The sequence below is a fragment of the Stenotrophomonas sp. STEN240 genome, assembly GCF_056756175.1.
The window spans coordinates 28,813-55,350 of sequence record NZ_JBRRBO010000003.1 but is presented as its reverse complement, the minus strand read 5'-3'; the positions used below and the strand labels follow the sequence as shown (position 1 = coordinate 55,350).

24 protein-coding genes are annotated in these 26,538 nt (G+C 64.1%); 16 read left to right on the top strand and 8 right to left on the bottom strand.

Annotation, left to right across the window (positions count from 1 at the left end; all coding sequences use genetic code 11):
* Nucleotides 1-4 precede the first annotated feature (4 nt).
* The 9 genes from lipA to folK all read left to right on the top strand — a co-directional run bounded on the left by lipA (nt 5) and on the right by folK (nt 10,848).
* Nucleotides 5-1,015 carry a lipoyl synthase gene (lipA, locus tag ACVOKO_RS02180; RefSeq protein ID WP_057627157.1) on the top strand — a complete coding sequence of 337 codons (1,011 nt, stop codon included), beginning with the start codon at nt 5-7 and terminating at the stop codon, nt 1,013-1,015.
* A 219-nt stretch (nt 1,016-1,234) separates the two neighbouring features.
* The gene (locus tag ACVOKO_RS02175; RefSeq protein ID WP_346496834.1) at nt 1,235-3,406 is read left to right on the top strand and encodes a carboxy terminal-processing peptidase; all 2,172 of its coding nucleotides are present in this window, start codon (nt 1,235-1,237) and stop codon (nt 3,404-3,406) included.
* Between the two features lie 136 nt (nt 3,407-3,542).
* Nucleotides 3,543-4,091, top strand: coding sequence for a DUF2242 domain-containing protein (locus ACVOKO_RS02170; protein ID WP_346496832.1), 549 nt, complete (start codon nt 3,543-3,545; stop codon nt 4,089-4,091).
* Nucleotides 4,088-5,443: a hypothetical protein gene (locus ACVOKO_RS02165; protein ID WP_346496830.1), complete on the top strand. Its 1,356-nt coding sequence runs from the start codon at nt 4,088-4,090 to the stop codon at nt 5,441-5,443. The genes ACVOKO_RS02170 and ACVOKO_RS02165 overlap by 4 nt, the downstream gene beginning before the upstream one ends.
* The gene (gene gnd, locus ACVOKO_RS02160) at nt 5,355-6,269 is read left to right on the top strand and encodes a phosphogluconate dehydrogenase (NAD(+)-dependent, decarboxylating) (protein ID WP_346496828.1); all 915 of its coding nucleotides are present in this window, start codon (nt 5,355-5,357) and stop codon (nt 6,267-6,269) included. The genes ACVOKO_RS02165 and gnd overlap by 89 nt, the downstream gene beginning before the upstream one ends.
* Nucleotides 6,270-6,470: 201 nt before the next feature.
* Entirely contained in the window at nt 6,471-8,288 is a 1,818-nt protein-coding gene (locus ACVOKO_RS02155) for a sensor histidine kinase (RefSeq protein ID WP_346496826.1), read from the top strand.
* The gene (locus tag ACVOKO_RS02150) at nt 8,285-8,725 is read left to right on the top strand and encodes a response regulator (protein WP_057627162.1); all 441 of its coding nucleotides are present in this window, start codon (nt 8,285-8,287) and stop codon (nt 8,723-8,725) included. The genes ACVOKO_RS02155 and ACVOKO_RS02150 overlap by 4 nt, the downstream gene beginning before the upstream one ends.
* Before the next feature lie 6 nt (nt 8,726-8,731).
* Nucleotides 8,732-10,249 (top strand): response regulator, encoded by a 1,518-nt coding sequence (locus ACVOKO_RS02145; protein WP_346496823.1) that lies wholly within the window; start codon nt 8,732-8,734, stop codon nt 10,247-10,249.
* A gap of 116 nt (nt 10,250-10,365) precedes the next feature.
* Nucleotides 10,366-10,848 carry a 2-amino-4-hydroxy-6-hydroxymethyldihydropteridine diphosphokinase gene (gene folK / locus ACVOKO_RS02140; protein WP_346496821.1) on the top strand — a complete coding sequence of 161 codons (483 nt, stop codon included), beginning with the start codon at nt 10,366-10,368 and terminating at the stop codon, nt 10,846-10,848.
* Nucleotides 10,849-11,011: 163 nt separating this feature from the next.
* On the opposite strand, the gene ACVOKO_RS02135 is transcribed toward folK, so the two are convergent.
* Together ACVOKO_RS02135 and ACVOKO_RS02130 are read right to left on the bottom strand one after the other, a co-directional pair.
* Nucleotides 11,012-11,236: a YbdD/YjiX family protein gene (locus ACVOKO_RS02135; RefSeq protein ID WP_057626620.1), complete on the bottom strand. Its 225-nt coding sequence runs from the start codon at nt 11,234-11,236 to the stop codon at nt 11,012-11,014.
* A complete protein-coding gene (locus ACVOKO_RS02130; RefSeq protein ID WP_346496819.1) occupies nt 11,236-13,302 on the bottom strand; it encodes a carbon starvation CstA family protein in 2,067 nt (688 codons plus the stop codon). The genes ACVOKO_RS02135 and ACVOKO_RS02130 overlap by 1 nt, the downstream gene beginning before the upstream one ends.
* Before the next feature lie 231 nt (nt 13,303-13,533).
* On the opposite strand from ACVOKO_RS02130, the gene ACVOKO_RS02125 reads away from it, so the two are divergent.
* Nucleotides 13,534-14,385, top strand: a complete 852-nt coding sequence (locus tag ACVOKO_RS02125; protein WP_346496817.1) for a pirin family protein — start codon at nt 13,534-13,536, stop codon at nt 14,383-14,385.
* A gap of 50 nt (nt 14,386-14,435) precedes the next feature.
* Here the strand turns inward: ACVOKO_RS02125 and ACVOKO_RS02120 are convergent, their stop codons facing one another.
* From ACVOKO_RS02120 to ACVOKO_RS02110, 3 genes are all read right to left on the bottom strand, one after another.
* Complete coding sequence (locus tag ACVOKO_RS02120) at nt 14,436-14,897, bottom strand: hypothetical protein (protein WP_430980692.1); 462 nt, start codon at nt 14,895-14,897, stop codon at nt 14,436-14,438.
* A gap of 243 nt (nt 14,898-15,140) precedes the next feature.
* Complete coding sequence (aqpZ, locus tag ACVOKO_RS02115) at nt 15,141-15,860, bottom strand: aquaporin Z (protein WP_346496815.1); 720 nt, start codon at nt 15,858-15,860, stop codon at nt 15,141-15,143.
* A 200-nt stretch (nt 15,861-16,060) separates the two neighbouring features.
* On the bottom strand, nt 16,061-16,921 hold the full coding sequence (locus tag ACVOKO_RS02110) for a pirin family protein (protein ID WP_346496813.1): 861 nt from the start codon (nt 16,919-16,921) through the stop codon (nt 16,061-16,063).
* Between the two features lie 439 nt (nt 16,922-17,360).
* Here ACVOKO_RS02110 and gpmA point away from each other — a divergent pair, with 439 nt between their 5' ends.
* Entirely contained in the window at nt 17,361-18,110 is a 750-nt protein-coding gene (gene gpmA / locus ACVOKO_RS02105; protein ID WP_346496811.1) for a 2,3-diphosphoglycerate-dependent phosphoglycerate mutase, read from the top strand.
* 385 nt (nt 18,111-18,495) lie between these two features.
* Here gpmA and ACVOKO_RS02100 read toward each other — a convergent pair whose 3' ends face one another.
* A complete protein-coding gene (locus ACVOKO_RS02100) occupies nt 18,496-18,891 on the bottom strand; it encodes a helix-turn-helix domain-containing protein (RefSeq protein WP_346496809.1) in 396 nt (131 codons plus the stop codon).
* Between the two features lie 261 nt (nt 18,892-19,152).
* On the opposite strand from ACVOKO_RS02100, the gene ACVOKO_RS02095 reads away from it, so the two are divergent.
* From ACVOKO_RS02095 to ACVOKO_RS02085, 3 genes are all read left to right on the top strand, one after another.
* Nucleotides 19,153-20,058, top strand: a complete 906-nt coding sequence (locus ACVOKO_RS02095; protein ID WP_430980698.1) for an alpha/beta hydrolase — start codon at nt 19,153-19,155, stop codon at nt 20,056-20,058.
* Nucleotides 20,059-20,191: 133 nt separating this feature from the next.
* Nucleotides 20,192-21,004, top strand: a complete 813-nt coding sequence (locus tag ACVOKO_RS02090; RefSeq protein WP_346496807.1) for a helix-turn-helix transcriptional regulator — start codon at nt 20,192-20,194, stop codon at nt 21,002-21,004.
* 74 nt (nt 21,005-21,078) lie between these two features.
* On the top strand, nt 21,079-22,599 hold the full coding sequence (locus ACVOKO_RS02085) for a serine hydrolase domain-containing protein (RefSeq protein WP_346496805.1): 1,521 nt from the start codon (nt 21,079-21,081) through the stop codon (nt 22,597-22,599).
* A 200-nt stretch (nt 22,600-22,799) separates the two neighbouring features.
* Here ACVOKO_RS02085 and ACVOKO_RS02080 read toward each other — a convergent pair whose 3' ends face one another.
* A complete protein-coding gene (locus ACVOKO_RS02080) occupies nt 22,800-23,162 on the bottom strand; it encodes a roadblock/LC7 domain-containing protein (protein WP_346496803.1) in 363 nt (120 codons plus the stop codon).
* 387 nt (nt 23,163-23,549) lie between these two features.
* On the opposite strand from ACVOKO_RS02080, the gene ACVOKO_RS02075 reads away from it, so the two are divergent.
* Nucleotides 23,550-24,242, top strand: coding sequence for an alpha/beta hydrolase (locus ACVOKO_RS02075; RefSeq protein WP_346496801.1), 693 nt, complete (start codon nt 23,550-23,552; stop codon nt 24,240-24,242).
* Nucleotides 24,243-24,304: 62 nt separating this feature from the next.
* Here the strand turns inward: ACVOKO_RS02075 and ACVOKO_RS02070 are convergent, their stop codons facing one another.
* A complete protein-coding gene (locus tag ACVOKO_RS02070; RefSeq protein ID WP_430980697.1) occupies nt 24,305-25,057 on the bottom strand; it encodes an AraC family transcriptional regulator in 753 nt (250 codons plus the stop codon).
* Between the two features lie 116 nt (nt 25,058-25,173).
* Here ACVOKO_RS02070 and ACVOKO_RS02065 point away from each other — a divergent pair, with 116 nt between their 5' ends.
* Nucleotides 25,174-26,388, top strand: a complete 1,215-nt coding sequence (locus ACVOKO_RS02065) for an MFS transporter (protein WP_346496797.1) — start codon at nt 25,174-25,176, stop codon at nt 26,386-26,388.
* Nucleotides 26,389-26,538: the final 150 nt, after the last annotated feature.

Sequence of the window (26,538 nt, the reverse complement as noted above, 5' to 3'; positions counted from 1 at the left end):
CGCCATGACTGAAACCACCACGCGCTCCATTCCCCTGCAGGTCGTGCAGGGCGACGTCCCGTCCGCGCCGTTGCAGGCCGGTGTCAAACAGCTTGGCGGTGACAAGATCAACCGCTCGCCGGTGCAGTTCGCCGACGCGCCGGTGCTGCGCAAGCCTTCCTGGATCCGCGTACGCATTCCTTCGGGCAATGCCGTGGCCAACCTGAAGGCCAAGCTGCGCGAGAACCGTCTGGTCACGGTGTGCGAAGAAGCCAGCTGCCCGAACATCCACGAATGCTTCGGCCACGGCACCGCCACCTTCATGATCCTGGGCGAAGTCTGCACCCGTCGCTGCTCGTTCTGCGACGTGGCCCACGGCCGGCCCAAGCCGCCGGACGCCAACGAGCCGGCCAGCCTGGGCCAGACCGTGGCCGACATGGGCCTGAAGTACGTGGTGGTGACCAGCGTCGACCGCGATGACCTGCGCGACGGCGGTGCCCAGCACTTCGTCGACTGCATCACCGCCATCCGCGAAAAGTCGCCGAACACCCGCATCGAAGTGCTGACCCCGGACTTCCGTGGCAAGGGCCGCATGGAGCGCGCGCTGGAAATCCTGGCGCAGAACCCGCCGGACGTGTTCAACCACAACATCGAAACCGTGCCGGACCTGTACCGCAACGTACGCCCGGGCGCGGACTACCAGTGGTCGCTGACCCTGTTGAAGAACTTCAAGGCACAGCACCCGGACGTGCCGACCAAGTCCGGCATCATGCTGGGCCTGGGCGAAACCCTCGAACAGGTGCAGGCAACCCTGCGTGACCTGCGCGCGCACGACGTGGAAATGGTGACCATCGGCCAGTACCTGCAGCCGACCGCCCACCACCACCCGGTGCTGCGTTACTGGACGCCGGAGGAATACAAGGCGTTCGAGGATTACGGTTATGAACTGGGCTTCAGCCACGTCGCCTCCGGGCCGATGGTGCGCTCGTCCTATCACGCCGACCAGCAGGCGGCCGGTGCCGGCGTCGGCGCCTGAACCACGCAACAGCATCCCGCTGCGGCGCACTGCCGCAGCCGGGATCGCGTCCCAACCGATAGCCGCAGCGGCGGTGCCTCTGCAGCGATTCACAAACTGCTACGGGCCGGCGGCTACTCTGGCACTGAGCAAGGTGACAAGTGTCGAAACTTTCGGCACTGTCGGCATGTCGTACTTGCCCGCAGTCTCCCCCCAACGTTCGGTGCTACGAGTACTTTGATGAACTACCGAGTTCCCGTTTTCCTGCTGGCTTTCGCGCTGACCGCTCCCGCCGCCCTGCTGGCGCGCGCCGATTCAGCGCTGCCCTCGGCAGCGACAGTCGACCAGGCCACCACCTCCAAGCTGGTGTACGGCCTGCTGTCGGACAGCCGCTATGCCTACCGTCCGCGTCAGCTCGATGCGGCGACCTCGCAGGACGTGTTCAAGCGTTACCTGGAGTCGCTGGACAGCGGCAAGCAGTTCTTCACCAAGGAGGACGTCGATCGTTTCGCGCCCTTGGCGGCACAGACCGGTGAGGCCATCCGTTCGGGCGAACTGGACCCGGCCTACCAGGTGTTCGCGGTGTACCGCCAGCGGGTGGGTGAGCGCGTGGCCTACGCCCGCCGCCTGCTCCGGCAGGAGCCGGATTTCACCATTGAAGAACGCTTCAACTACGACCGCAAGGACGTGCCGTGGGCGACCAACGCCGAACTGGACGATCTGTGGCGCAAGTCGGTCAAGAACGACTGGCTGCGGTTGAAGCTGGCCGGCAAGCCGGCTGCGGATATCCGCAAGACCCTGGACAAGCGTTACGACACCCTGCTCAAGACCATCAACGAGCTCAAGGGCGAGGACGTGTTCTCGTTCTACATGAACGCCTACACCAGCGCCGTTGACCCGCATACCGATTACTTCACCCCGCGCACGGCCGAGAACTTCAACCAGGCCATGTCGCTGTCGCTGGAGGGCATTGGTGCCCAGCTGCAGCGCCAGGACGACATGGTGGTGATCCGTGAGGTGGTGCCCGGTGGTCCGGTGGCGATGGACGGCACGCTCAAGGCCGGCGACCGCATCGTCGGTGTCGGCCAGGGCCGCTCCGGCCCGGTTGAAGACGTGATCGGCTGGCGCATCGACGATGTGGTGGCCAAGATCCGTGGCGCCAAGGACACCCAGGTGCGCCTGGAATACATTCCGGCCGCCGAAGGCGTGGATGGCAAGCACCGCATGCTGACCCTGACCCGGCAGAAGATCCGTCTGTCCGAGCAGGCCGCCAAGGGCGAAACCATGACCATCCCCGGCGCCGCTGGCGCACCGGAACGCCGCATCGGCGTGGTCAAGCTGCCCACCTTCTACCAGGACTTCGAAGGCCGCCGCCGCAACGCCGCCGACTATGCCTCGGCCACCCGCGACGTGGCCAAGCTGCTGGCCGGCTTCAAGGCCGACAAGCTCGACGGCGTGGTGCTGGACCTGCGCAACAACGGTGGTGGCTCGCTGGATGAAGCCATCGAACTGACCGGTCTGTTCATCGAACAGGGCCCGGTGGTGCAGGTGCGTGAATCCGGCGGCCGCGTCACCGTCAACAGCGACCGCAACCCGGCTGTGGCCTGGGACGGCCCGCTGGCAGTGCTGATCAACCGTGGTTCGGCCTCGGCCTCGGAGATTTTCGCTGGCGCCATCCAGGACTACGGTCGTGGCCTGGTAATCGGTGAAACCACCTTCGGCAAGGGCACCGTGCAGAACGTGGTGCCGCTGGACCGTTGGCCGGCCAGCGAGAAAGAGCGCTTTGGCCAGGTCAAGCTGACCATCGCCCAGTTCTTCCGCGTCAGCGGCTCCAGCACCCAGCACAAGGGCGTGGTGCCGGACCTGGCGTTCCCGGCCAGCGTCGACGCCAGCGAGTTTGGCGAGAGCACCTACGACAACGCGCTGCCGTGGACCCGCATCGCCGCCGTGCCGCATACCCAGTACGGCAACTTCGCGCCGATCGTGCCGCGTCTGGAAACCCTGCACGACACCCGCATCCGCGCCGACCGCGAGTTCCAGTGGTGGGAAGAGGACGTGCAGCAGTTCCGCACCGAGGCCGCCAAGAAGTACGTTTCGCTCAACGAAGCCGAACGTCGCGCCGAGCGTGACAAGCAGGAAACGCAGCGCAAGCAGCGTCAGCAGATCCGCAAGGAGCTGGGCCTGCCGCTGGATCCGCTGGCCGAGGACAGCACCGACGACGGCCTGACCGGCAACGAGCGTGACATCGTCAAGGATGCCGCCCGCGAGAAAGCCGCCGAGAAGCGTCCGGACCCGCTGTTGAAGGAGTCGGCTTCGATCCTGGCCGATGCCGTGAACGTGCTGGAAAAAGACCGCCCGCTGTCGGCACAGGTGTTGCCGCAGTCCACCGGTCCCGGCCGCTGGGCCGACTGAGCGGCACTCGCCGCCAGCGCTGCGCACAGCCCAGCTGAGCGCAGCGACAACAGGGATTGCACGCATTCAACGCCGTCAACGTAGCCCTACGTTGGCGGCGTTATGCTGTGGGTCTTCGCTCACTGTGGAGACGCCCATGCGCCGATATCCGCTGCCTGCGTTGGCCGCCATCAGTCTGCTGCTGGCCGGTTGCGGTGGCAAAGCCGCTGACAGCAGCCTGCTGCGTGAGTCATTCGATTCCGGCGATACCTATACGCGCAGCATCGATGCCACCCCGGCGCAGGCCTGCGAGGCCGCGCGCCGCGCCTTGCTCGGTCAGGGCTATGCGATCAGCCGTGCCGACGCAGGCAATGTGGAAGGCAACAAGAACTTCCAGCCCAAGGACGAGGTGCACGAGCAGCTGGTACTGCGCGTGTCGTGTGCCGCGCAGGGCGCCGACAAGGCGCAGGTATTCGTCAGCGCGGTGCAGGACCGCTATGCCCTGAAGAAATCGCCAACCTCGGCCAGTGTAGGCGTCGGCGCGCTGGGCTCGGTATCGCTGCCGTTCGGCAGCAATGATGATTCGCTGGTGCGGGTCGCCAGCCGCACCGTGCAGGACGCGCAGTTCTACCGCAATTTCTTCGGCCGTCTGCAGTACTACGTGGACCAGGCCGCGCCGGCAGCCATGGCGGAACCGGCTCGATGAGGTTTGGCCGGTACGCGGTGCGGCGGGCCAAGCGTTGGGCGGTGCTGGGGGCGGCGTTGATGACAGCCCCGTTGCTGGCCAATGCCGGCTGCAACATGGCGGTGCTGCAACAACTGGGCTGGCAGGTGAGCACGGCAACGCAGCAGGCAGTGCAGATCAGCGCAGGTGATCCCTGCCGGCGTGCGTCACTTGCCGATGCACAGGCGCATGGTGATCTGCGCCTGCAGGTACCCAGCGCTTACAGCGAGGCGCAGCGGGAGCAGCTGGCTGCGCAGGTGTTGCAGCAGCCGGCCAGCATCTGCGCCTATGCGTTCGAGCTGGGCCAGGCCGCGCGCACCGCCAGTACCCGTCTGCAGGACAACCCGGGCTATCGCTTCTCGGCCTTGCAGCTGGGCTGGATCGGGTTCGGTGTGCGCGGCGCGCGCGCGCAGGGCTGGCAGGGTTTCCGCAGCTTTGGCCGTGGCTATGCGCCACATGGATCAAATTCAGTGGCGATGGAGGCGTTCTATTCCGGCCGTGTGCGCTCCGAATGCGGAGTGGGGCGGCAGGTGGCGCAGCTGGCGACGATCCGCGAACTGTTCGGCGATGCGGCCTTCGATACCGCGTTTGTCTCCGGTGAGCTGTCCATCGGCACCTTCCTGAGCCTGCACGACACCCAGAGCATCCTGCTGGGCAGCAGTGCAGGGGAACTGTTTGCCGATGGCAAGGCGGTACGCACCTCGGCGTTGGGCCGGCAGGCATTCATGGGTGTGCCGGGTTACGTGGTGCATGCCTTCGACGCCGCTTATCTGGATGACATCAACAACCAGGCCGAGAACTTCGTCATCACCGATATCAGCGCCGACGCGGCCCAGGCGCTGGCGCAAGTGGGCGGCTTTGCCCACTACGATGCGCTCAACAAACAGTTATGGGAGCTTGCCCAGCAGATGCCGGGGCAGGGCTGGCGGCGTTTCGAACGGCTGCTGTACACGCGCGACCAGGCCCTGCGTGCGGCCTTGCCCGCATCGCAACAGGCGGTGCTGGCGCAGATGGAAGCGGTGCTTGCCGACCCGGTGTATCGCGAACTGATGCTCTACGTGCATCACCAGGGCGTGCGTCCTTTGGGGTATCACATCGTGCGTCTGCTGGACCGCAATCCGCGCACGCCGTTCGTCATCGAACTGGTCCTGCACAACCTGCACACCACTATTTACCAACGCTGGTTGCAGTCCCGTCTACGGGCCTGCACGGCAGCATCTTTACTACCGTCGGAGGAGCTTCAGCATGGAATTGGGAATGATCGGGCTGGGTCGGATGGGCGCCAACATGGCACAACGTCTGCAGCGTGCCGGGATTGCGGTCACCGGCTTTGACCCGGGCGAGCAGGCACGGGCGCAGGTGGCCGAGCACGGCATCGCCACGGTGGACGCCCTGCAGGCGCTGGTGCAGGCCTTGCCGGCGCCGCGCGCGCTGTGGTTGATGGTTCCTTCCAAGGTGGTGGATGCCACCCTGGACAAACTGCTGCCGCTGCTGGCACCGGGTGATGTGGTGATCGACGGCGGCAACTCCTGGTACCGCGAATCGCAGCAGCGCGCCGCGCGTGCTGCCGCCACCGGCGTGGGTTTCGTCGATTGCGGCACCAGCGGCGGGGTATGGGGGCTGCAGGAGGGTTACTGCCTGATGATAGGCGGTGACGCTGCAACGGTTGACCGGCTGGCGCCGCTGTTCAAGGCGCTGGCGCCGGCGGCCGACCGTGGCTGGGCGCATGTTGGCCCGGTGGGTGCGGGCCACTTCAGCAAGATGGTCCACAACGGTATCGAGTACGGAATGATGCAGGCCTATGCCGAAGGCTTCGCGCTGATGGACAAGAAGGCCGAGTTCGATCTGGACCTGGCCCAGGTGGCCGAGGTCTGGCGGCATGGCAGCGTGGTGCGTTCGTGGTTGCTGGACCTCAGTGCCGATGCACTGCAGGGCAATCCTGCGCTGGATGGCATCGCCCCGTATGTGGAGGATTCCGGCGAGGGCCGCTGGACCGTCGCCGAGGCCATCGAGCTGGATGTGCCGGCGCCGGTCATCACCTTGTCGCTGCTGGAACGGCTGCGCTCACGGCAGTCCAATTCATTCAGTGACCGCATGCTGGCGGCGATGCGCAACGAGTTTGGCGGGCATGCAATCAAGCCGGCGGGGGGGGCGGGCTGAGGCGTCACGGCGGGTGCGCGGTGGGTCGCACAGGTCATGTTAATGGGGAGTGCACGGGTACACGTATTCGTGCAATCCTTGGCCGACAGTCAGCGATGCTGTCGTGCTGGTCACGCAGTCATCGATTGACCCCGGGTCGCTCCGTCGACGAACACCGGGCTGCCGCCAAGCGCGGCGGCCCGTCAGCATGCAGGGCAAGGGATGGCAACACGATTGACCGATGATGACTGGAGCCGCTGGCGCTTGCTGGGGCTGGGGCTGGCCGCGTTGTTGATCATCGTGGTGCCGGCCTTGACCCTGCAACGGTTGACCGCCGACAGCGTCAACGCTGCCAACTGGGTGGCACATACCCAGGCGGTGGGCGCGCGCCTGTACAACCTGCAAGCCGACATCCGCGATGTGGAGTCGGCTGCCTTGACCTTGTCCAAGGGCATCAACTCGCAGGCATTGCAGCAACGCCTGCATACCGCCGACAGCATCAGCGACAACCTGCACGAGCTGGCACGGCTGGTCAGTGACAGCCCCGAGCAGCTTGTGCGCATCGGCAAGATGGAGTCGATGCTGGAACGGCGCATGGCCTTGGCCAAGGAGATCGCGGCCAGCACCGACACGCCGCGCCAGCGCGAGCTGATCGAGGAAATGACGTTCCAGTACCCGATCCGGCAACTGGTGCTGGAACTGCAGCAGCACGAGGACGCCTTGCTGGTCGAGCGCGCTGCCGAGGCCCGACGCCAGCAGCGGATGGCATCGATGGTGACCTGGACCGCGTTGGCGGTGCAGTTGCTGCTGCTGGGGCTGGTGTTGTGGCTGTTGCAGCGGCAGATCGGCAGCCGCGCCGATATCGAATTGCGCCTGAGCAAGGCCAGCGCCCGCGCCAGCGCGGTGCTGCAGACCGTGCGTGAGCCGATCGTGCTGCTGGATGGGCAGCTGCGCATCCTGTTGCACAACACCGCCTTCGCGGAAATGTACGGCGTCGAGGAGGCCGATATCAGCCAGCGTCAGTTGCAGGATATCGGCGACGGCGCGTGGGACGACCCACTGGTGCGCCAGCGGCTGGCCGATGTACTGCTGCGTGGGCGCGAACTATGGGATTTCGAGCACCAGCAACGCAGCGTGGATGGCATCAACCGCACCATGCTGATCAATGCCCGGCGCATGGCCTTGCCCGATGCCAGTGATGAAGTGGTGTTGATGACGGTCAGCGACATCACCCTGCAGCGTGCCGTGCAACAGCACGTGGAGGAGCTGAACCGGCAGCTGGAAGGCAAGGTCGAACAGATGGCCGACGTCAACCGCGAGCTGGAAGCCTTCAGCTACTCGGTCTCGCACGACCTGCGCGCGCCGCTGCGCCATGTGGCCGGCTTCTCCGACAAACTGGGGCGGCACCTGGGCGAGGCGGTAGACACCAAGACCCAGCACTATCTGGACGTGATCAGCAGCTCCGCGCAGCTGATGGCGGCCTTGATCGATGACCTGCTGGTCTACTCGCGGCTGGGCCGTGGCGCGATGCGTCTGCAGCGGGTGGACATGCAATCGCTGGTGGCCGATACCCGCGCGCTGCTGGACTCCAACCTCAAGAACGAGGCCGGGGCCGACGGCAAGCTGCGTGAGGTGGAGTGGAAGATAGGCAGGTTGCCGGTGCTGATCGGCGATGAAAACATGTTGCGCCAGGTCTGGTTGAATCTGCTCGGCAATGCGGTCAAGTACACCGCCAGCCGCGACAAGGCGGTCATCGAGGTGTCGGCAAAGCAGCTGCCTGACGGCAGCCACCAGTTCAGTGTCAGCGACAACGGTGCCGGCTTCGACATGCAGTACGCGTCCAAGCTGTTTGGTGTGTTCCAGCGCCTGCACAAGGCGTCCGAATACCCCGGTACCGGTATCGGCCTGGCCAGCGTACGCCGTGTGCTGACCCGCCACGGTGGTCGCATCTGGGCGGACGCACAGGTGGACAAGGGCGCCACCTTCAGCTTCGTTGTTCCTCAAACACCCGAAACATCCAACAAGGACACCGTGGAATGAGTCCCCTGCGCACCATCCTGATTGCCGAAGACAGCCAAGCCGATGCCGAGATGGCGATCGACGCGCTGCGTGATGCACCCCTGGCCAATCCCATCGTGCATGTGGAGGACGGCGTGGAAGCGATGGACTTCCTGCTGCGGCGCGGGGCGTTCGCGCAGCGCGAGGAGGGCTTGCCGGCGGTGCTGCTGCTGGATATCAAGATGCCGCGCATGGACGGCCTGGAAGTACTGCGGCTGATCCGCGCGGATGAAGACCTCAAGCGGCTGCCGGTGGTGATCCTGTCGTCTTCGCGCGAGGAGAGCGACCTGGCCCGCAGCTGGGACCTGGGCGTCAATGCCTATGTGGTCAAGCCGGTCGATCTTGAACAGTTTTTCCAGGCAGTGAAAACGATTGGTACGTTCTGGGCACTGATCAACCAGGCAGCGGACAGCGAGTAAACGCAGATGCCGAACAAGGGAACGCCATTGGGGCCGTTGCGTATCCTGCTGGTGGAGGATTCGCCCGAAGACGCCGAGCTGGTTGTCGACCAGTTGCTCGAGGCTGGTCTGCAGATCGAGTTCGAGCGGGTCGACAATGAGCCGGCGATGCGTAGCGCGCTGGAGGCCTGGATGCCGGATATCGTGCTGTCCGACCTCAGCATGCCTGGGTTTTCAGGCTATTACGCGTTGCACATCCTGCGCGAGCTGCACCCCAGCGTGCCCTTCATTTTCGTCTCCGGCACGATGGGTGAGGAGACCGCAGTGGAGGCGCTGCAGCACGGCGCCAACGATTACATCATCAAGCACCAGCCGGCGCGGCTGCCCTCGGCGGTAGCGCGGCTGGTGCGTGAAACCCGCAGCGAGCGCGAGCGCCTGCGGGTGGAAGATGAGCTGATGCGTGCGCAGCGGCTGGAAAGCCTGGCCCTGCTTGCCGCCGGGCTCAGTCATGACCTGCGCAACATCCTGCAGCCGCTGCTGATCATTCCGGATCTGATCCGCGATCGCAGCGACGACCCCAAGATCATTCGTCTGGCCGATGTCATCGCCGAATGCGGGCGTCGCGGCCATGAGATGGTCGAATCGATGCTGTCCTTCGTGCGCGGCTCACGCCAGCCCAGCGAACGCATCGTGCTGCAGCGCCTGTTCCAGGCCGTGGGGATGCTGCTCAAGAGCAGCCTGCCGCGCAACGCCGAGCTGCACCTTGAAGTATCCGACGATCGCATTGCGATCGAGGCGAACTACACCGAGCTGCAGCAGGTGCTGTTGAACCTTGCGCTCAACGCCATCCAGGCGATGCCGGACGGCGGCAAGTTGAGCCTGATCGCCGAACGTGTCGCTGGCGACGAGGACAAGGTGCGCATCCGTGTCAGTGATGACGGCATCGGCATGGACGAGGCCACGGTGAAGCGCCTGTTCACCCCGTTTTTCACCACCAAGTCCGACGGCACCGGGCTGGGCCTGGTGTCCTGCCATCGCATTGTTGAAAGCATCGGTGGGCAGATCCAGGTGCAGAGCCAGCTCGGCGAAGGCACCACCTTCGAACTGCTGTTGCCGATGTTTGAATGCAGCGGCGAAGAAGATGCCGAGCCGGTGGAAAGCAATCGGGTCGGTCACGGCGAACGCCTGCTGGTGGTGGACGACGAAGCCACGCGGTTGTCGCTGCTGGGCAACGCCTTGTCCAGCCAGGGGTATCGCATGCGCCTGGCCAGCGATGGCGCGGTGGCGATGCGGCATCTGCAGGAGGCAGGGCTGCCGGACGTGGTGCTGGTGGACAGCGGCATCCCATTGCTGTCGGCGGGCCAGTTGCTGGCGGAGATGCAGGCCATGGGCTATCGCGGCCCGGCGATCGTGCTGGAGGACGCCAATGCACCGGCCTTCGCCGACGGTGAGGCGCCATCGGGCATCAGCGTGCATGTGCTGCCCAAGCCCCTGGAGATGCAGCGGGTGTTTCGTGCCGTTGCCGACGCACTTGGGGTGGGCTGAAACAGGCCGTTGGCAGTGCGGCTTGGCGGCCGCTGGCCTATCATGTGCGCCCCCCTACGTTGCGGTGCTCAAGCTCGTCCACCGTGGCGCGGGCGGGCCCGCAGGCAAACCAACTCATGACCACTGTGCTTCTCAGCCTGGGCAGCAACCTGCAACCGCAGCATTACCTGCAAGCGGCGGTTGCCGTATTGCGCGAACGTTTCGGCGCGATCAGCGTCTCGCCGGCCTACCGCACGCCCGCGGTGGGTTTCGACGGCCCGGACTTCCTCAACAACGCAGTGATGCTGGATACCGAGCTGCCGTTGGCCGAGTTGGATGATTGGTTGCACGCGGTGGAAGACGCGCATGGTCGCGACCGTTCCGGTCCGCGTTTCAGCGACCGTACCCTGGACATCGACGTGGTGTATTACGGCGACCTGGTGGTGGAAGGCCCCGGCCATCTGCGCATCCCGCGGCCCGAGTTGAAGCATGCCTTCGTGCTGAAGCCGCTGGCGGACATCGCCCCGGAATTCGTCGACCCGGTACGTGGCTTGAGCCTGCAGCAGATGTGGCAGCAGCACCCGCAGTACGGGCAGACGTTCGACACGGTCGAGCTGTAACGCGGCACTACGCTTCTGCCCCCTCCCTTTGCCGCAGGCAAGGGGAGGGCTGGGGAGGGGTTGGCTGTTCGCTCGCAAAGCCTCTGCCGAGCTTGGCTCGGCACTACAGGTAAAAAAAAGGCGGCGCCATTGGCGCCGCCTTTTTGTTTTTCTTCCCGGTGCCTCAGCAGCAGCGGAAGCCGCTCCTGCCGCCGAAGCGGGCTTCCTGACGTTCGCGGAAGAAGGTTTTGTAATCCATGACCTCACGGTCAGGATGCTTCTCGCGCATGTGTCGGACATAGTTGTCGTAGTCCGGCACGCCGCAGCAAAGCCGCGCGGTCTGCACCAGACGCCGCCAGGTGCGGCGGAACGTCTGGTACTGGCCGACGGGGACCAGCTCGGTGCCCATTACAGATCGACCTCGTGCGGCTTCAATGCCACATAAGGCGTTTCCTTGTCGGTGCGCGTCGGCGAGCGACGTGCGGCGGCGATGGTCTTGACCGAATACACCAGCACCGCAAACACCACGAACAGGAACAGCGCGGTCAGGGCGGTGTTGATGTAGTTGTTCACCATCACCTGATGCATCTGGTCGAAGTTCTTCGACGGTGCCAGCAGTTCTTTGGCGGCAATGGCGTCACGGTACTTGTGCGCCTGGGCCAGGAAGCCCACTGCCGGGATGTCGGAGAAGATCTTGATGAAGCCTGCTGCGGTAGTGCAGATCAGCAGCCAGATGGCCGGTACCAGCGGCACCCAGGCGTACTTGTCTTTCTTCATCTTGAACAGCACCACGGTGCACAGCAGCAGTGCCACGCCGGCCAGCATCTGGTTGGCGATGCCGAACAGCGGCCACAGCATGTTGATGCCACCCAGCGGATCGGTCACGCCCTGATACAGGAAGTAACCCCACAGCGCCACGCAGCCACCGGTGGCGATGAAGCTGGCCACCCACGAGTCGGTGCGGCGCAGGGCCGGCACGAAGTTGCCCAGCAGATCCTGCAGCATGAAGCGGCCCGAACGGGTGCCCGCGTCCACAGCGGTCAGGATGAACAGTGCTTCGAACAGGATGGCGAAGTGGTACCAGAAGGCCATCATGCCTTCGCCCGGCAGTACTGCATGCAGGATCTGCGCGATACCAACGGCCAGCGTCGGCGCGCCACCGGCACGCGAGAGGATGGTGCTTTCACCAATCTCCGCAGCGGTTGCGGTCAACTGTTCCGGGGTGATGGCAAAGCCCCAGTTGGTCACGACCTGCGCAGCATGGACCACGTCGGTGCCGATAATGGCGGCCGGGCTGTTCATGGCGAAGTAGATGCCCGGCTCGATGATCGAAGCGGCGACCATGGCCATGATTGCCACGAACGATTCCATCAGCATGCCGCCGTAACCGATGTAGGCGGCATGGCCTTCATTGGCCAGCAGTTTGGGCGTGGTGCCCGAGCTGATCAGTGCATGGAAGCCCGACACCGCACCGCAGGCAATGGTGATGAACAGGAACGGGAACATGCTGCCCTTCCACACCGGGCCAGTGCCATCGGCAAACTGGGTCAGTGCCGGCATCTTCAGTTCCGGCATCACGATCAGGATGCCGATCGCCAAACCGACAATCGTGCCGATCTTGAGGAAGGTAGACAGGTAATCGCGCGGGGCCAGCAGCAGCCACACCGGCAGCACGGCGGCGACAAAGCCGTAGCCGATCAGCATCCAGGTGATCTGGATACCGGTGAAGGTGAACATCGGGCCCATCACCGGGTCAGCGGCAACCTTGCCGCCGTACCAGATGGCAGCCAACAGCAGGATCAGGCCAACGATTGAAATCTCGCCGATCTTGCCCGGCCGGATGTAGCGCATGTACACGCCCATCAAGATGGCGATCGGCATGGTCGCGATCACCGTGAACATGCCCCAGGGGCTGCCCTCCAATGCCTTGACGACGATCATCGCCAGCACCGCCAGGATGATGATCATGATCATGAATACGCCGAACAAGGCGATGGTGCCAGGCACCTGGCCCATCTCCTCGCGTACCAGGTCACCCAGCGAGCGGCCGTTGCGACGGGTCGAGATGAACAGGATCATGAAGTCCTGCACCGCACCGGCCAGCACCACGCCGGCAATCAGCCATAGCGTGCCGGGCAGATAGCCCATCTGGGCGGCAAGCACCGGGCCCACCAGCGGGCCTGCACCGGCAATTGCGGCGAAGTGGTGTCCGAACAGTACGTGCTTGTTGGTGGGCACATAGTCCAGGCCATCGTTGTTGAGCACTGCCGGCGTAGCGCGGGTGGGATCAACCCCCAGCACCTTGTTGGCGATGAACAGGCCGTAGTAGCGGAAGGCCACCAGATACAGCGATACCGCTGCTACCACGATCCACAGGGCATTGATGTGTTCGCCGCGGCGTAGCGCCACGACGCCTAGACAGAATGCGCCGATCAGGGACAGCAGCGCCCATCCGGCTTTTGAAAAACCTTTCATCGAGTTGCCTCGCAGGGGAATATGCCCAAGGTTCTACCCATGCCGGGCGGGGGTCAATGTGCATGGCGGCTGAAGCGGATGCGACTTTGGTCTTAGGTCAACGTCCCATTGAATATGACTGCGGGCTTTGTCGCGCTGTTGTGCGGTGCTGGAACGAAAGGTTGCAGTGATGACGGTTGGTTTGGGTACGGGTGGCAGGCATTGTCTGCTGCACGTTCAAGGAGCTTGTTCATGAGTAACCAGGATTCGGCGCGGGTGGTTCGCAGCATCCGCGGCATGCCTACTTCCGATGGTGCGGGGGTGCGATTGACCCGCGTCATCGGTACGCCCTCGCTGCCCGAGCTTGATCCTTTCCTGATGCTGGACGAGTTCGGCACCGACAGGGCGGAGGACTACATCGCTGGTTTCCCCGACCATCCGCACCGTGGTTTCGAGACGGTGACCTATATGCTCGATGGCCGCATGCGGCATAAGGACAACCACGGCAACGAGGGTTTGCTGACGCCTGGCAGCGTTCAATGGATGACTGCCGGTCGTGGGCTTGTGCACTCGGAAATGCCCGAGCAGGAATCGGGCCGCATGCGCGGCTTCCAGCTGTGGGTGAACCTGCCGGCGCGCGACAAGATGACCGATCCGCGCTATCAGGAATTCGCTGCCGAACGTATTCCGCAGTTGTCACCGGCGCAGGGTGTCAGCGTGAAGGTGATCGCCGGTACGGTGGATTCGGTCAGCGGGCCAATCCAGCAGCCGGCTACCGAGCCGCTGTATCTGGACGTAAGCCTGAGCGCGGGCAGCGCCTGGACGTGCCCGCTGCCGGCCGGGCACAACGCCTTCGCCTATGTATTCGAAGGCAGCGCAGTGCTGGGTGAAGGCGAGGATGCGCGTGCGCTGGAGCTGCAGCAGCTGGCCGTGCTGGGTGGTGGCAGCAGATTGCAGATGCGCGCCGGTGCGCAGGGCGCACGATTGATCGTGCTGGCGGGGCGGCCGCTGCGCGAGCCGATAGCGCGGCATGGGCCGTTCGTGATGAACACCCGTGAGGAGTTTATGCAGGCCTTCGTCGATTACCAGGAAGGCCGCTTCTGAGCGATGGCCGGTCCCGCGCGTGCTGCGCCGGGACCGGTATCAGCGCCGGCTCAGTTGCTGCCGGCCAAGGCGGACGGATTGAGGTTCAAGGTCTGGGTCAGGTTCTGCAGCGTGCCCAGCTCGGTGGTGTCGGCCGCGTCGATCCAGATCTGCGCGTAGCGGTTCTTGTCCAGCTTGACCACGCTGATGCGGCGTGACTCCAGGCCGGGTACATCGCGGCCACCCATGTCCAGCTTGTACCAGTACATCTGCTCGCCGCCGAACTCGCCTTTCTCCGCGCGCAGTGGGCGGTTCAAGGCCAGGTCGGGATCACGCCCGCTCAGCATCATGTTCAGTACCGTGCGGCCATCTTCGGTGGTGGCCTTGCAGACGATGAAATCATTCTGCGTCTGCTGGTCCCAGTGCAGGCCGCTGCTGGCAGGCAGTGACGGACACTGCACGGCTTGCTGGGCGAAAGCATTGGCGCTGACGCCGAGTGCAAGTACGGCAGAAAAAATACAGACAGTCTTCACTACGCATTCCCCCATGGAACATCGGCCCAACGGCGCGACGAAGTCGTGTGGATGTTTCTGAAGTGACGTCATGGCTGGTGGGGGGTATCCGTCCCCCTCTGTACGTGCATCCCCATGCGCGCCAGCCAAGTGGCGACGGTATTACAAAATCCCCATCACTTGCAAAATCTCTTTCCATAACGGGAACGGCCCCGCGTGGGGGCCGTTCGGTATATCCGTATCAGTTGAAACCAATCGTGCGACTTATTTGTCGTTGCCGATCCACTTATAGGCCAGGCCGCCGATGGCCGCACCAAGGATGGGCGCCACCCAGAACAGCCACAGCTGGCTGATTGCGCCGGCGCCGGCAAACAGGGCGACGGCGGTGGAGCGGGCCGGGTTCACCGAGGTGTTGGTGACCGGGATGCTGATCAGGTGGATCAGGGTCAGTGCCAGGCCAATCGCGATCGGTGCGAAGCCGGCCGGCGCGCGGCCATGGGTAGCACCCATGATCACGATCAGGAACACCGCGGTCAGCACCACTTCGCAGAGGAAGGCCGCAGCCACGGTATAGCCGCCCGGCGACAGCGCGCCGTAGCCGTTGCTGGCGAAGGCGCCGGGCGAACTGCCATCAATCAGGAAGCTGGCATTGCCCTGGGCGATCTGCAGCAGGATGAAGGCAGCGACGATGCCGCCCAGCACCTGGGCCACGATGTAGGGCAGCAGGTCCTTGGCCGGGAAGCGACCGCCGGCCCACAGGCCAATACTGACCGCCGGGTTGAAGTGCGCGCCGGAAACATGGCCAAACGCATAGGCACCGGTGAGTACGGTCAGGCCGAAAGCAAGGGAAACACCGACAAAACCAATGCCCAGCGGATTACCGTCACCGCCGAACTTCGCCGCCAATACCGCGCTGCCGCAGCCACCCAATACCAGCCAGAAGGTGCCAAGAAATTCGGCAGCCAGACGCTTTCCCATGCTCATTGTGTCGTTCCTTTTATGTTCCCCGATTCGGGTGTGGGGAAAGTAACGGAGAAGAGGGGCGGATGCGTAGCGAAATCGTTAACTATTTCCCGCTTTTACCTGTAGTGCTTTAGCACTATGCGCGGCTTGCGCGTTGCTGGCTACAGGGCGGCAACGGCTGTACGTGGTGACCAGCCTCGGCCTTGACGGGAGGAGCGGAGTCAGCCCGGCAGCGGGATGAACTCCTTGTCGTCACCGGGAATGGTGCCGAAGCGGCCGTTCTGCCAATCGTCCTTGGCCTGCTCGATGCGCTCCTTGGAGCTGGAGACGAAGTTCCACCATAGATGGCGTGGCCCATCCAGCGGCTCGCCGCCCATCAGCATGGCTTTGACGGGGGTCTTGGCGCGCAGGCGGCCGCGCGCGCCGGGTTCGGGGATGACCAGGTGCTGGCTGGGAACGTCGGTGCCGTCCAGCTGCGCATCGCCTTCCAGGATGTAGAGCGCGCGCTCGATGTGCGAGGTATCCAGGTCGATCTCGGCGCCGGGTTCCAGGTCGATGGCGACGTTCAAGGTGTCGGCAAATACCTTTACCGGCGACTCCTCGCCGTAGGCACGGCCGGCAATCACCCGCAGCCAGGCGCCATCGCGGCGCTGCTGCGGCAGCTGGTCAGCACCGAAATGGAAGAAGGCCGGGTCGGTTTCTTCGTGGCTTTTGGGTAGTGCAACCCAGGTCTGCATGCCATGTACCGCCTGCTCGTGCTCACGCACGGCAGCGGGGGTTCGTTCGGAGTGGGCAATGCCACGGCCGGCCGTCATCCAGTTCACGTCGCCGGGGCGGATGACCTGTTCCGATCCCAGCGTGTCGCGATGCCCGATCTGGCCGGCCCATAGGAAAGTGACCGTAGCCAAGCCGATATGCGGATGCGGACGCACATCAATGCCTTGGCCGGGGCTGAAGATGGCCGGCCCCATATGGTCCACGAACACGAACGAACCCACACTGCGCGCCTGCAGCGAGGGCACCGCGCGGCGGACCTGGAATCCGCCGAGGTCGTGAACACGCGGGCTGATGATGGTGGTCATGGCGGGCTGGCTCCGGATTGCATGAATGTGCGCGCAGGATGGCATGGGGGCGGCGAAGACGGGGTGTCGTGCGGGGAATGGATTGTTTTTTTGATGGGGTGGTGTGGCGGGGTGGTGTGGCGACTGAAAGCGCTACCCCAGAAAGCGTTACCCCTCCCCAACCCTCCCCTTGCCTTCGGCAAAGGGAGGGGGCAGTTCGCGGCTACTTCACAGATTGCCGCGCAGCCGCTCTGGCCCCCTCCCTTTGCCGGAGGCAAGGGGAGGGTTGGGGAGGGGTGAGCTCCCGCTCTTGCTCATTAGAAAAATGCCGGACAAACAAACAAAGCCAGTCTCCGCTACAACTACCCAGCCCCCATACCCAAACCCCCAACGAAGAACGGATGCCAACGCGAAGGGGCTACAATCGCGGTCTTCCTTCCCCATCCCGGAGACATCCGCAGTGACCCGCAAACTCGTGCTGTTGCGCCATGGCCAGAGCCAGTGGAACCTCGATAACCGCTTCACCGGCTGGGTGGACGTGGACCTCACCGAGCAGGGCCGCCAGGAAGCTGCCACCGCTGGGCGGTTGATGAAGGACGAAGGCCTGCAGTTCGATGTGGCCCACACCTCGGTGCTCAAGCGCGCCATCCACACCCTGCAGGGTGCCTTGACCGAGCTGGGGCAGGATTGGCTGCCGGTCAACAAATCCTGGCGCCTGAACGAGCGTCACTACGGTGGCCTGCAGGGCCTGGACAAGGCCGAAACCGCCGCCAAGCACGGCGAGGAGCAGGTCAAGGTATGGCGTCGTTCCTACGACATCCCGCCGCCGCCGATGGACCTGGCCGATCCGGGCCACCCGATCCACGACCGTCGCTATGCTGGCCTGGACCGCAACGCCTTGCCGGCCACCGAGTCGTTGGCAACCACGCTGGACCGTGTGCTGCCGTACTGGCATGACGCCATCGCACCGCAGTTGAAGGAAGGCAAGACCGTGCTGGTCACCGCCCACGGCAACTCGCTGCGCGCGCTGTACAAGTACCTCAACAACGTGAGCAAGGAACAGATCCTTGAGCTCAACATCCCGACCGGCATTCCGTTGCTGTTTGAATTGAACGACGACCTCACCGTCAAGTCGTTCCGTTACCTCGGCGATCCGGAAGCGGCCAAGAAGGCCGCCGAGGCCGTGGCCAACCAGGGCAAGGCCAAGTAAGCGACCCGCTGAAAGCAGCGTCGTTGTTGCCTGCTCAGGCAATGAATCATCCAAAGACCGATGTCAGCATGCTGGCATCGGTCTTTGCTTTTGAAGCAGCGACCTACTTTGGATTTGTGGCAGCGACCTACTTTGGATTTGTGGGAGCGGCGTAAGCCGCGAAGCTGACCTCGCTGAGGTCGCAAGCGCCGATGGCATCTGATGATGTCTGTGCTTCGCGGCTAACGCCGCTCCCACAAAGTCAGCTCCGTATTCTTGTAGGAGCGGCGTCAGCCGCGAAGCTGACACTGCTGAGGTCGCAAGCGCGGATGGCATCTGATGATGTCTCTGCTTCGCGGCTTACGCCGCTCCTACAAAAATCAGCTCCGCAGCCCCGGTTGTACTCTCAACGTTGGCACTGCGCCGGGTTGGCTTCACAACGTGCGTTGTCACGTAATGCAAGGTCTTTCCCGATGTTGTAGCCGCCGTACAGCAGCGCTATTACCAGCAAAGCCAGACCAATCATCAGGTTGTCGGTACGGATGTCTGCAGAGCTTGGCGGGGTGGTGATGGTGTGCGGGTTGCTGGCAGGCTGGAAGAGCAGCAAATCCACCGCCGCAACCTCCAGCGCCGCCGCAACCGCCATCCGCGACTCGAGCGAGGCGTTGCCCTCGGCTTCCAGCCGCTGCACGGTGCGTGCGCTCAAGCCGCAGAGGCTGGCCAGGTGTTCCTGCGACCATCCGCGGGCTTCGCGCAGTTGTTTGATCCGCTGTCCGTCGATCTTCATTGTTCCATCTTCCATGGCGCGTTCCTGACGATGTTAGCCGAGCGGGCAGGCTGCCGGAAAATCTCGGTCGGCAACACGACAGCAAGCCGACAAGGGCCTGTCGGTCTAGTTGAATCAACAGCTTGCGCTTTCTCTGGTCGCAGCTGCACAGCATCGCACTGGGTATGCCGGTGGCTGGAGCGAACTTTGGAAGCGTACGGTGCCATGCCATCATCGGCTACTGATCACGATCGTTGGAGAGTCTGCTTGAGCAAATGGATGATGTCGGTGGTGGTAATGGTGGCGCTGAGCGCCTGTAAGGGTGCTCCGGATGAGGCTGCCACCGCGCCGCCACAAACTACTGCCGCCCAGCCGGGAGCGGTAACCGCGCAGCGCGGCGAGGGCGCCCCTTACGAAGTGCTGGGCAGTGAAGTCTGGGACGTTCCCGACCCGGTCAGTGGCCGCAACTACCAGATGTTTGTGGCCCTGCCGGCCGGCTACGCCGACAACCCCGACAAGCGCTACCCGGTGCTGTATGTCACCGATGCCGACTACGCGTTCCCACTGGTCTGGCAGATGGCGCGGCGCCTGAATGTCGAAGGGCGCAAGATCGAAGACTTCATCCTGGTTGGTTTGTCCTATGCAAAGGGCGAGGGCGGCATGCAGAGTCGCCGGCGCGACTACACGCCCACCGCCAATGGCCCCAGCAGTTCGCCAGCCGATGCCGTGCATGGTGGCGCCGGTGCCTACATCACCTATCTGGAAACCCAGGCGCTGCCCTTCATGGCCAAGCGTTACCGCACGGACGAAACCCGGCGTATGTTCCTTGGGCACTCCTATGGCGCCTTGCTGGGCACGCAGGTGATGCTGGAGCGGCCGCAGCTTTTCAGTGCCTACATCCTCGGCAGTCCCTCGTACTGGTTCGACAAACAGGTGATGGAGCGCCGGCTGGCCCAGGCCGGCAAGGCGCCTGAGCTGCCGGTACGGGCCTATATGTACGTGGGCGAGTACGAATCGGTGCAGCACGGCGGCGACGCTGACATGGTGGTCGATGCGCAGCGCATGATCGGCCTGCTGGGCGCCCGCGGTGGCCGCTCACTGCAGCTGAAGCTGGACGTGCTCAATGACGAGGATCACCTCAGCGTCGCACCGCGTGGCTTCATGCATGGGCTGAAATATCTGCTGGCTGCGCCACAGGGCTGAGCCATGCCGGGCACAAGGCCGGGGCCGTGGCGTTGACAGCGTCCGGTCCCAGTGCGCGGCACCCCGACCAACGGCAGGTGCGCCGCCGCGCGATGTGTCTAGACTTCGGTCAACTCCCTGCCTGTGCTGACCCATGACCTTGCCGCCAGCCAGATATCGCAGCGACGCAGCACAGGCGCCAGCACGGCGCCGCGTGTTCGAGGGTGAGCGCCTGGCAGTGCGGGTCAGTTGGTACGCGCCTGGCGAACACATGCAACGGCATGCGCATGACTGCCATCAGCTTTCGTTGCTGCTGCTGGGCACCCTGCAGGAGCAGACCTCGCAGGGCGAGGAGCGCCTGGCTGTGCCCGCATTGGGGGTGAAGCGGGCCGGGGTGATGCATGCCAATGACTACGGCTCAGCCGGCGCGTTGATGCTGGGTATCGATCTACCGGCCGCGTTCGACCTGCAGAAGACCCTCGGCATTGGCCAGGCCTGGCAATGGCGTGGTGGTGACCTGCAGCCAGCGCTGCGCAGTGGACGAAGCCTGTTGTCGGCATTGTCTGCCGGTGAGCTGGGCAGCTGCGATATCGACAGTCGGCTATGGGAATTGCTGGCCAGCATGGCCACCACCGGCGAGCGCCCGGCAGGCGCACCGCCGCGTTGGCTTGCAGGCAGTTGCCAGCGCCTGCAGGAGCAGACGCTGCCCTTGGCCGCGCTGGCCAGCGAGGTCGGCGTGCATCCGGTGTATTTCGCCCGCGCTTTCGCGCGCTGGATGGGCTGTGCACCGTCGGTGTTCCGTGCGCGTGCACAGCTGCAGCGGGCATTGCCGTTGTTGGCCAAGGGCCACGCGCTGGCCGATGTGGCACAACGTGCAGGCTTTGCCGATCAATCCCATCTCAGCCGCATCGCGCGGGCGCACAGCGGCTTGACCCCGGCCCGGTTGCGCGCGCTGCTGCGGGCATGAGCAGGTTCAATCCGTTCAAGATTTGCCGGGTAGCGATAAGGCATCGTGCCTGCGATCAGTCACGGAATCGGCCCATGTACCTGCGCAACATCCTGTCCCTGCTATTGCTGCCCGCTTGCCTGGGCGGCGCTGCGACGGTATCAGCCGCGGCCCCGGAACAGGCTGCGCGCAAGCTCGCCACGTTCCTGGACGGCATTCCGGAGCTGGGCCCCGGCTATGCGGTAGTGGTTGTTGATCGTGATCGGCAACTGCTGGGCTATGCGCGCGGGCAGCGCAATGCCAGCACGGCAGCGCCATTGACGATGCACACGCCGATGTACATCGCCTCCCAGACCAAATCGTATATGGGGCTGCTGGCGCAGTTGCTGGACCAGCAGGGCGTGCTGCGCCTGGACAGTACCCTGGCCGATCACTGGCCAACGCTGCAGCTGCCAGGAGGCGTTGATCCAGCCGCCTGGACGCTGGCCGACCTGCTCAATCACCGCGTTCCTTTGAGTGCCGATGTCATCACCACGCTGGAGGCCTACATCGGCAGTCCGGATCCAACCCTGTATCCGCAGCTGCTGCAGCAGTTCGCCAGCAAGCGCGCTGATGGCTTCGACTACGACAACCTGGGCTACAACATCTACGCGGCAATCCTGCAGCAACGCACCGGCCGCTCCTGGCAGGACTGGTTGCAGCAACAGCTGTTCACGCCACTGCAGCTGCATGAAACCGCAACCCGCACCTCGTCCTTCGATCCGGCGCAGCTGGCTTTCAATCACCAGTGGCTGGGTGCAGGGCAGGGCTGGCGGCTGGTGCCACCGAAACCCGATGCGCTCATGCATTCGGCCGGCGGCATGATGACCTCGCCGCGTGACATGGGCCGCTGGTTGCGGCTGCAGTTGGGTGCACCGCTTTCATCGCAGTTGGGTGCCGGCAGCTTGCAGGCTGCGCATCGCATTGGCGCGCAGGTGGATCCCAAGGCGCGCAATGCCTATGAGCTGCCCTGCAACGGCTATGCCTACGGTTGGAACGTATGTGATTTCGAGGGGCATACGCTTTACATCCACGGCGGCAGCTACACCGGTGCGCGCAGCATGATGGCGTTCTCACCGGATCTGGGCGTGGGTATCGGTGTGTTCTCCAATTCGGATAACGCCACTGGCTGGTTGACCTCGCGCACGGTGGTGCAGTTCTTCCAGTATCTGGTTGATCACCCGGAGGCTGATTCGTGGGCGCAGATCCGTCAACAGGCCTATCCCAAGCGCGTTGCCGAGCAGCTGACAGGCATGCGCGCGCGCCAAGCCAAAGAGCACGACGATCCGCGTTGGCAGGGCTGGCAGTGGCGGCCGGCGGCCGTTGCTGGCTACGGCGGAGACTTCCGTGCTGAACAGCTACCGGTAAGCGCACGGATTATTGCTGCTGATGAGGGCCTGCAGCTTCGGATAGGTGCGCTCAGCCGCACGCTGACGCCAGCCGCTGCGGATCTGTTTGCCGCCCAGGACGGACCCTTGTCGGTACCGGAACCATTGCAGTTCCTGCGCGATACGCAGGGCGAGTTGCTTGGCTTTGAGTTCGATGGGCAGCGTTATCTGCGTGCCTCGCCCAACTAAGTGCTAGAAGCCGACCCGGTTTGTGGGAGCGGCGTAAGCCGCGAAGCTGGGCATGCGGCAGCTTCCACGGTGTTTGTGGCCTGACCCGCTATGTGTTTCGCGGCTTACGCCGCTCCTACAACAATGTGTTTGGTGGCTTGCCGTACAACGCAGAAGCCCGGCATCGGGCCGGGCTTCTGGTCAACACGTTCGGTGCGGGCTTACTTGAAGTCCAGCGTCTTCTCGAACGACTTCAGTTCGTGTCGCGCCATCGCCAGGTTGGCGTGGGTGCGGTCAAGCATGACGTACAGGAACAGGTCCTTGTTGCCATCCAGTGGCCGGATCAGGTGGTATTGCTTGGACAGGGTCAGCAGGATGTCCTCGACCACATCGGTCAGGCCCAGTGCGTTCGCCACGCGGCGCTTGGCACGGACAACATCGGCATTGCCGGCCGCAGCAACTTCCATGTCGACCGAGCCGCCGCCCAGGGTGCCCAGGGTCATGCCGCTGTCGCCATCCACCAATGCCGCGCCGATGAAACCGGCGATCTCGCTCAATGCGTCAAGTCTTACGTTTGCAGCCATTTTCCATCCAATGAAGTAAAGAGTTCTACAAATGCAAAGCCCGCGCAGGCGCATGCCCGGCGGGTGGCCGCGCAGCATAGCGAAAACCCGCCGGTGGGTGCCAGCCAGCAAGGGTGGATAGGTATGCATCAGCGGTGCCGCAGGGTGCGGGTGCAGTTGCACGGCTATTGCGAACGGCTGAGGCGGCCTGGGCGCAAAACTTCGCAAACCGCGGTATCGGCTTTGGCCTCGGGCTTGCGCTGCGACGTGTCAGCCTGCGCCAATGAATCCATCACGATCATTTTACGGTTGGCTTGCAGAATAGCGGGCAGTAGCTTGCCGCCGCCGACAATGCGCCGCGGCGACTATCCCGTTATTGTTTATTCCAACCAACAGGAGCAACACGTCATGGGCAAGCCAGCAGTTGTTCTGGTACATGGTTTCTGGGGCGGTGCGGCGCATTGGGCCGGGGTGATTCTGGAGCTCAAACGGCTGGGTTATCGGGATATCCACGCAGTCGAGAATCCACTGACATCGTTGGCCGATGATGCCGAACGCACCCGCAAGATGGTGGCGCAGATCGATGGTCCGGTGGTGTTGGTCGGCCATTCCTACGGTGGCGCGGTGATCAGTCAGGCCGGCAACCTGCCCAACGTAAAGGCGCTGGTATTCGTCGCCGCGTTTGCACCCGATGCCGGCGAAAGCGCCGGAGGGCTTACCCAGCAACACCTGCCTGCCGCTGCACCGAATCTGGCGCCGGACAGCGATGGCTACCTGTGGCTGAAGGTCGACAAATTCCACGAAAGCTTCTGCCAGGATCTGCCTGAGGACCAGGCATTTGTAATGGCAGTGGCGCAGAAAGCCCCGTTGGCCAGCACGTTTGGCGACAACGTCACCGACCCGGCCTGGCGGCACAAGCCGAGCTGGTACCAGATATCCAGCCAGGACCGGATGATCGCGCCGGAAAACCAGAAGGCGATGTCTGATCGCATGAATGCGCGCAAGGTGATCACTCTGGAGGCCAGCCATGCGTCGCTGGCATCGCACGCCGGCGAGATTGCGGCGTTGATCGACGAGGCCGCCACCGCCACTGCGGGCTGACAGCGGCGTGGCCCCGTGACGTGTTCTGCCGCAATAGCGCGCTGGCAGAACATGCTTGCGCCTCAGCGGAAGAACTGGCTTGGGGTCAAGCCGAATCGGCGTTTGAACATGGTGGCGAAGGCGCTGGGGCTTTCATAGCCCAGGGCCAAGGCCACATCGATGATCTTTTCACCGACCGCCAGCCGCTCCAACGCACGCAGCAGGCGTGCCTGCTGGCGCCATTGACCGAAGGTCATGCCCAGTTCGCGGGCGCATAGACGCTGGATGGTTTTCACATCCACCTGCAGCCGCAGCGCCCAGTCCTGCAGCGTGGATGCATCGTCGGGGTGACGTTCGAGTTGCCGGCCGATCCTGCGCAGGCGGGGGTCGCTGGGTTCGGGCAGGTGCAAGGGCAGCTCCGGCAGCGTCTGCACCTCGTCCAGGATCAGGCGCATCAGGCGCCCGTCGCGTGATTGCTCACGATAGGGCTGCGCCACACTGGCGGCGGCGTGGATCAGTGCTGCCAGCAACGGCGTGATCGACACCGCGGACGGCGTGGCCGCTGCGTGCGGCATATGGCTGGGGGCGATGTACAGGCTGCGCATACGGACCGCACCGATGCAGTGCACCTGGTGGCCGATGCCGGCAGGCATCCAGATAGCGCGGGTACTGGGCACCACCCAGCGGCCCATGCCGGCACGCACCACCAGTACCCCGGTTTCGGCGTAGATCAGCTGGTGCCGGTCGGGATGGTGGTGCAAGGGGATAGGCGTGGTGGCGTCGTAATCGCGCGCCTTGCAGTACACGGCGGTGTCCGGGCCCACCGGCAGCGGCATGCGCCGGCCCTTGCGCGGAGCTATGTCCTTTTCGAGCAGATGCATGACCATATTGCGCAGGATGGGCGTGGTGCTTGAATCTACCATGCGATCCGCCCCCCAACTGCGGTCATGCCATGTCATCCATTGCTCCATCGGTTGCAGCCCCCGTTTCACAACGTCGTCCGGTCGCTGTCGGTGTGCTGGCTGCCATCAGCAGCTCGCACCTGGTCAACGACATGATGCAGTCGCTGATCCTGGCGCTGTATCCGATCTTCAAAGGCCAGTTTCACCTGAGCTTTGCCCAGGTGGGCCTGATCACCTTGACCTACCAGCTCACCGCTTCCGTGTTCCAACCCTTGATCGGCCTGCGCACCGACAAGCGCCCGGCGCCGTACTCGTTGCCGATGGGCATGACCTCGACGCTGTGCGGCCTGTTGTTGCTGGCCTATGCGCCCAACTTCGGCACGGTGCTGGCGGCGGCGATGTTGATTGGTGTTGGCTCGGCGATTTTCCATCCCGAATCCTCGCGCATTGCGCGCTTGGCCTCCGGCGGCCGCCACGGGCTGTCGCAATCGGTGTTCCAGCTGGGCGGCAACGCCGGTACGGCAGTTGGTCCGTTGCTGGCAGCGCTGGTCATCGTGCCGAACGGGCAACGCAGCGTGGCCTGGTTTGCTGGCGCTGCGTTGTTGGGCATCGGCCTGCTGAGTTACGTGAGCCGCTGGTACCAGCAGCACCTGGTGGCCAGTGCGGCCAGTCCCCGGCCGGCCCCGAGCAGCACCTTGCCGCAATTGCCGCCGCGCACGGTGGCGTGGGTGATCGCGATCCTGCTGGTGCTGATCTTCAGCAAGTATTTCTATATTGCTGGCTTGAGCAGCTATTACACGCTCTATCTGATGCAGAAATTCCATGTGTCGGTGCAGAGCGCGCAGTTGCATCTGTTCGGCTTCCTGGCAGCGTCGGCGGCAGGTACGTTGCTGGGTGGGCCGCTGGGTGACCGCATCGGCCGCAAGCCGGTGATCTGGGCATCGATCCTGGGCGTGGCACCGTTCGCTTTGATCCTGCCCTATGCCGATCTGCAATGGACAATGATCCTGTCGATGATCATCGGCTTTGTGTTGTCCTCGGCGTTCTCGGCAATCCTGGTGTATGCGCAGGAGCTGATGCCCAATCGCATCGGCACCGTGTCCGGCCTGTTCTTCGGTTTTGCGTTCGGCATGGGCGGGTTGGGGGCGGCGGTGCTTGGTGTACTGGCTGACCACACCAGCATCATCTGGGTCTACAAGGTGATCTCGTTCCTGCCGCTGCTGGGTATCGTCGCTGCGTTCCTGCCAAGCCGGCGCGCGCACTGAAGGTGAGCCGGCAGGCTTGTTTGGCAGAAGATGGCCCGGGTGCGCGAAACGCACCCGGGCCGATCATCTAGGCTGGACGGACGCGGTGTAGCAAATCCCGATGCTGGCCGTGAGCGTGGTGACAACGACGCTGCGTCCGCCGCGATAGCT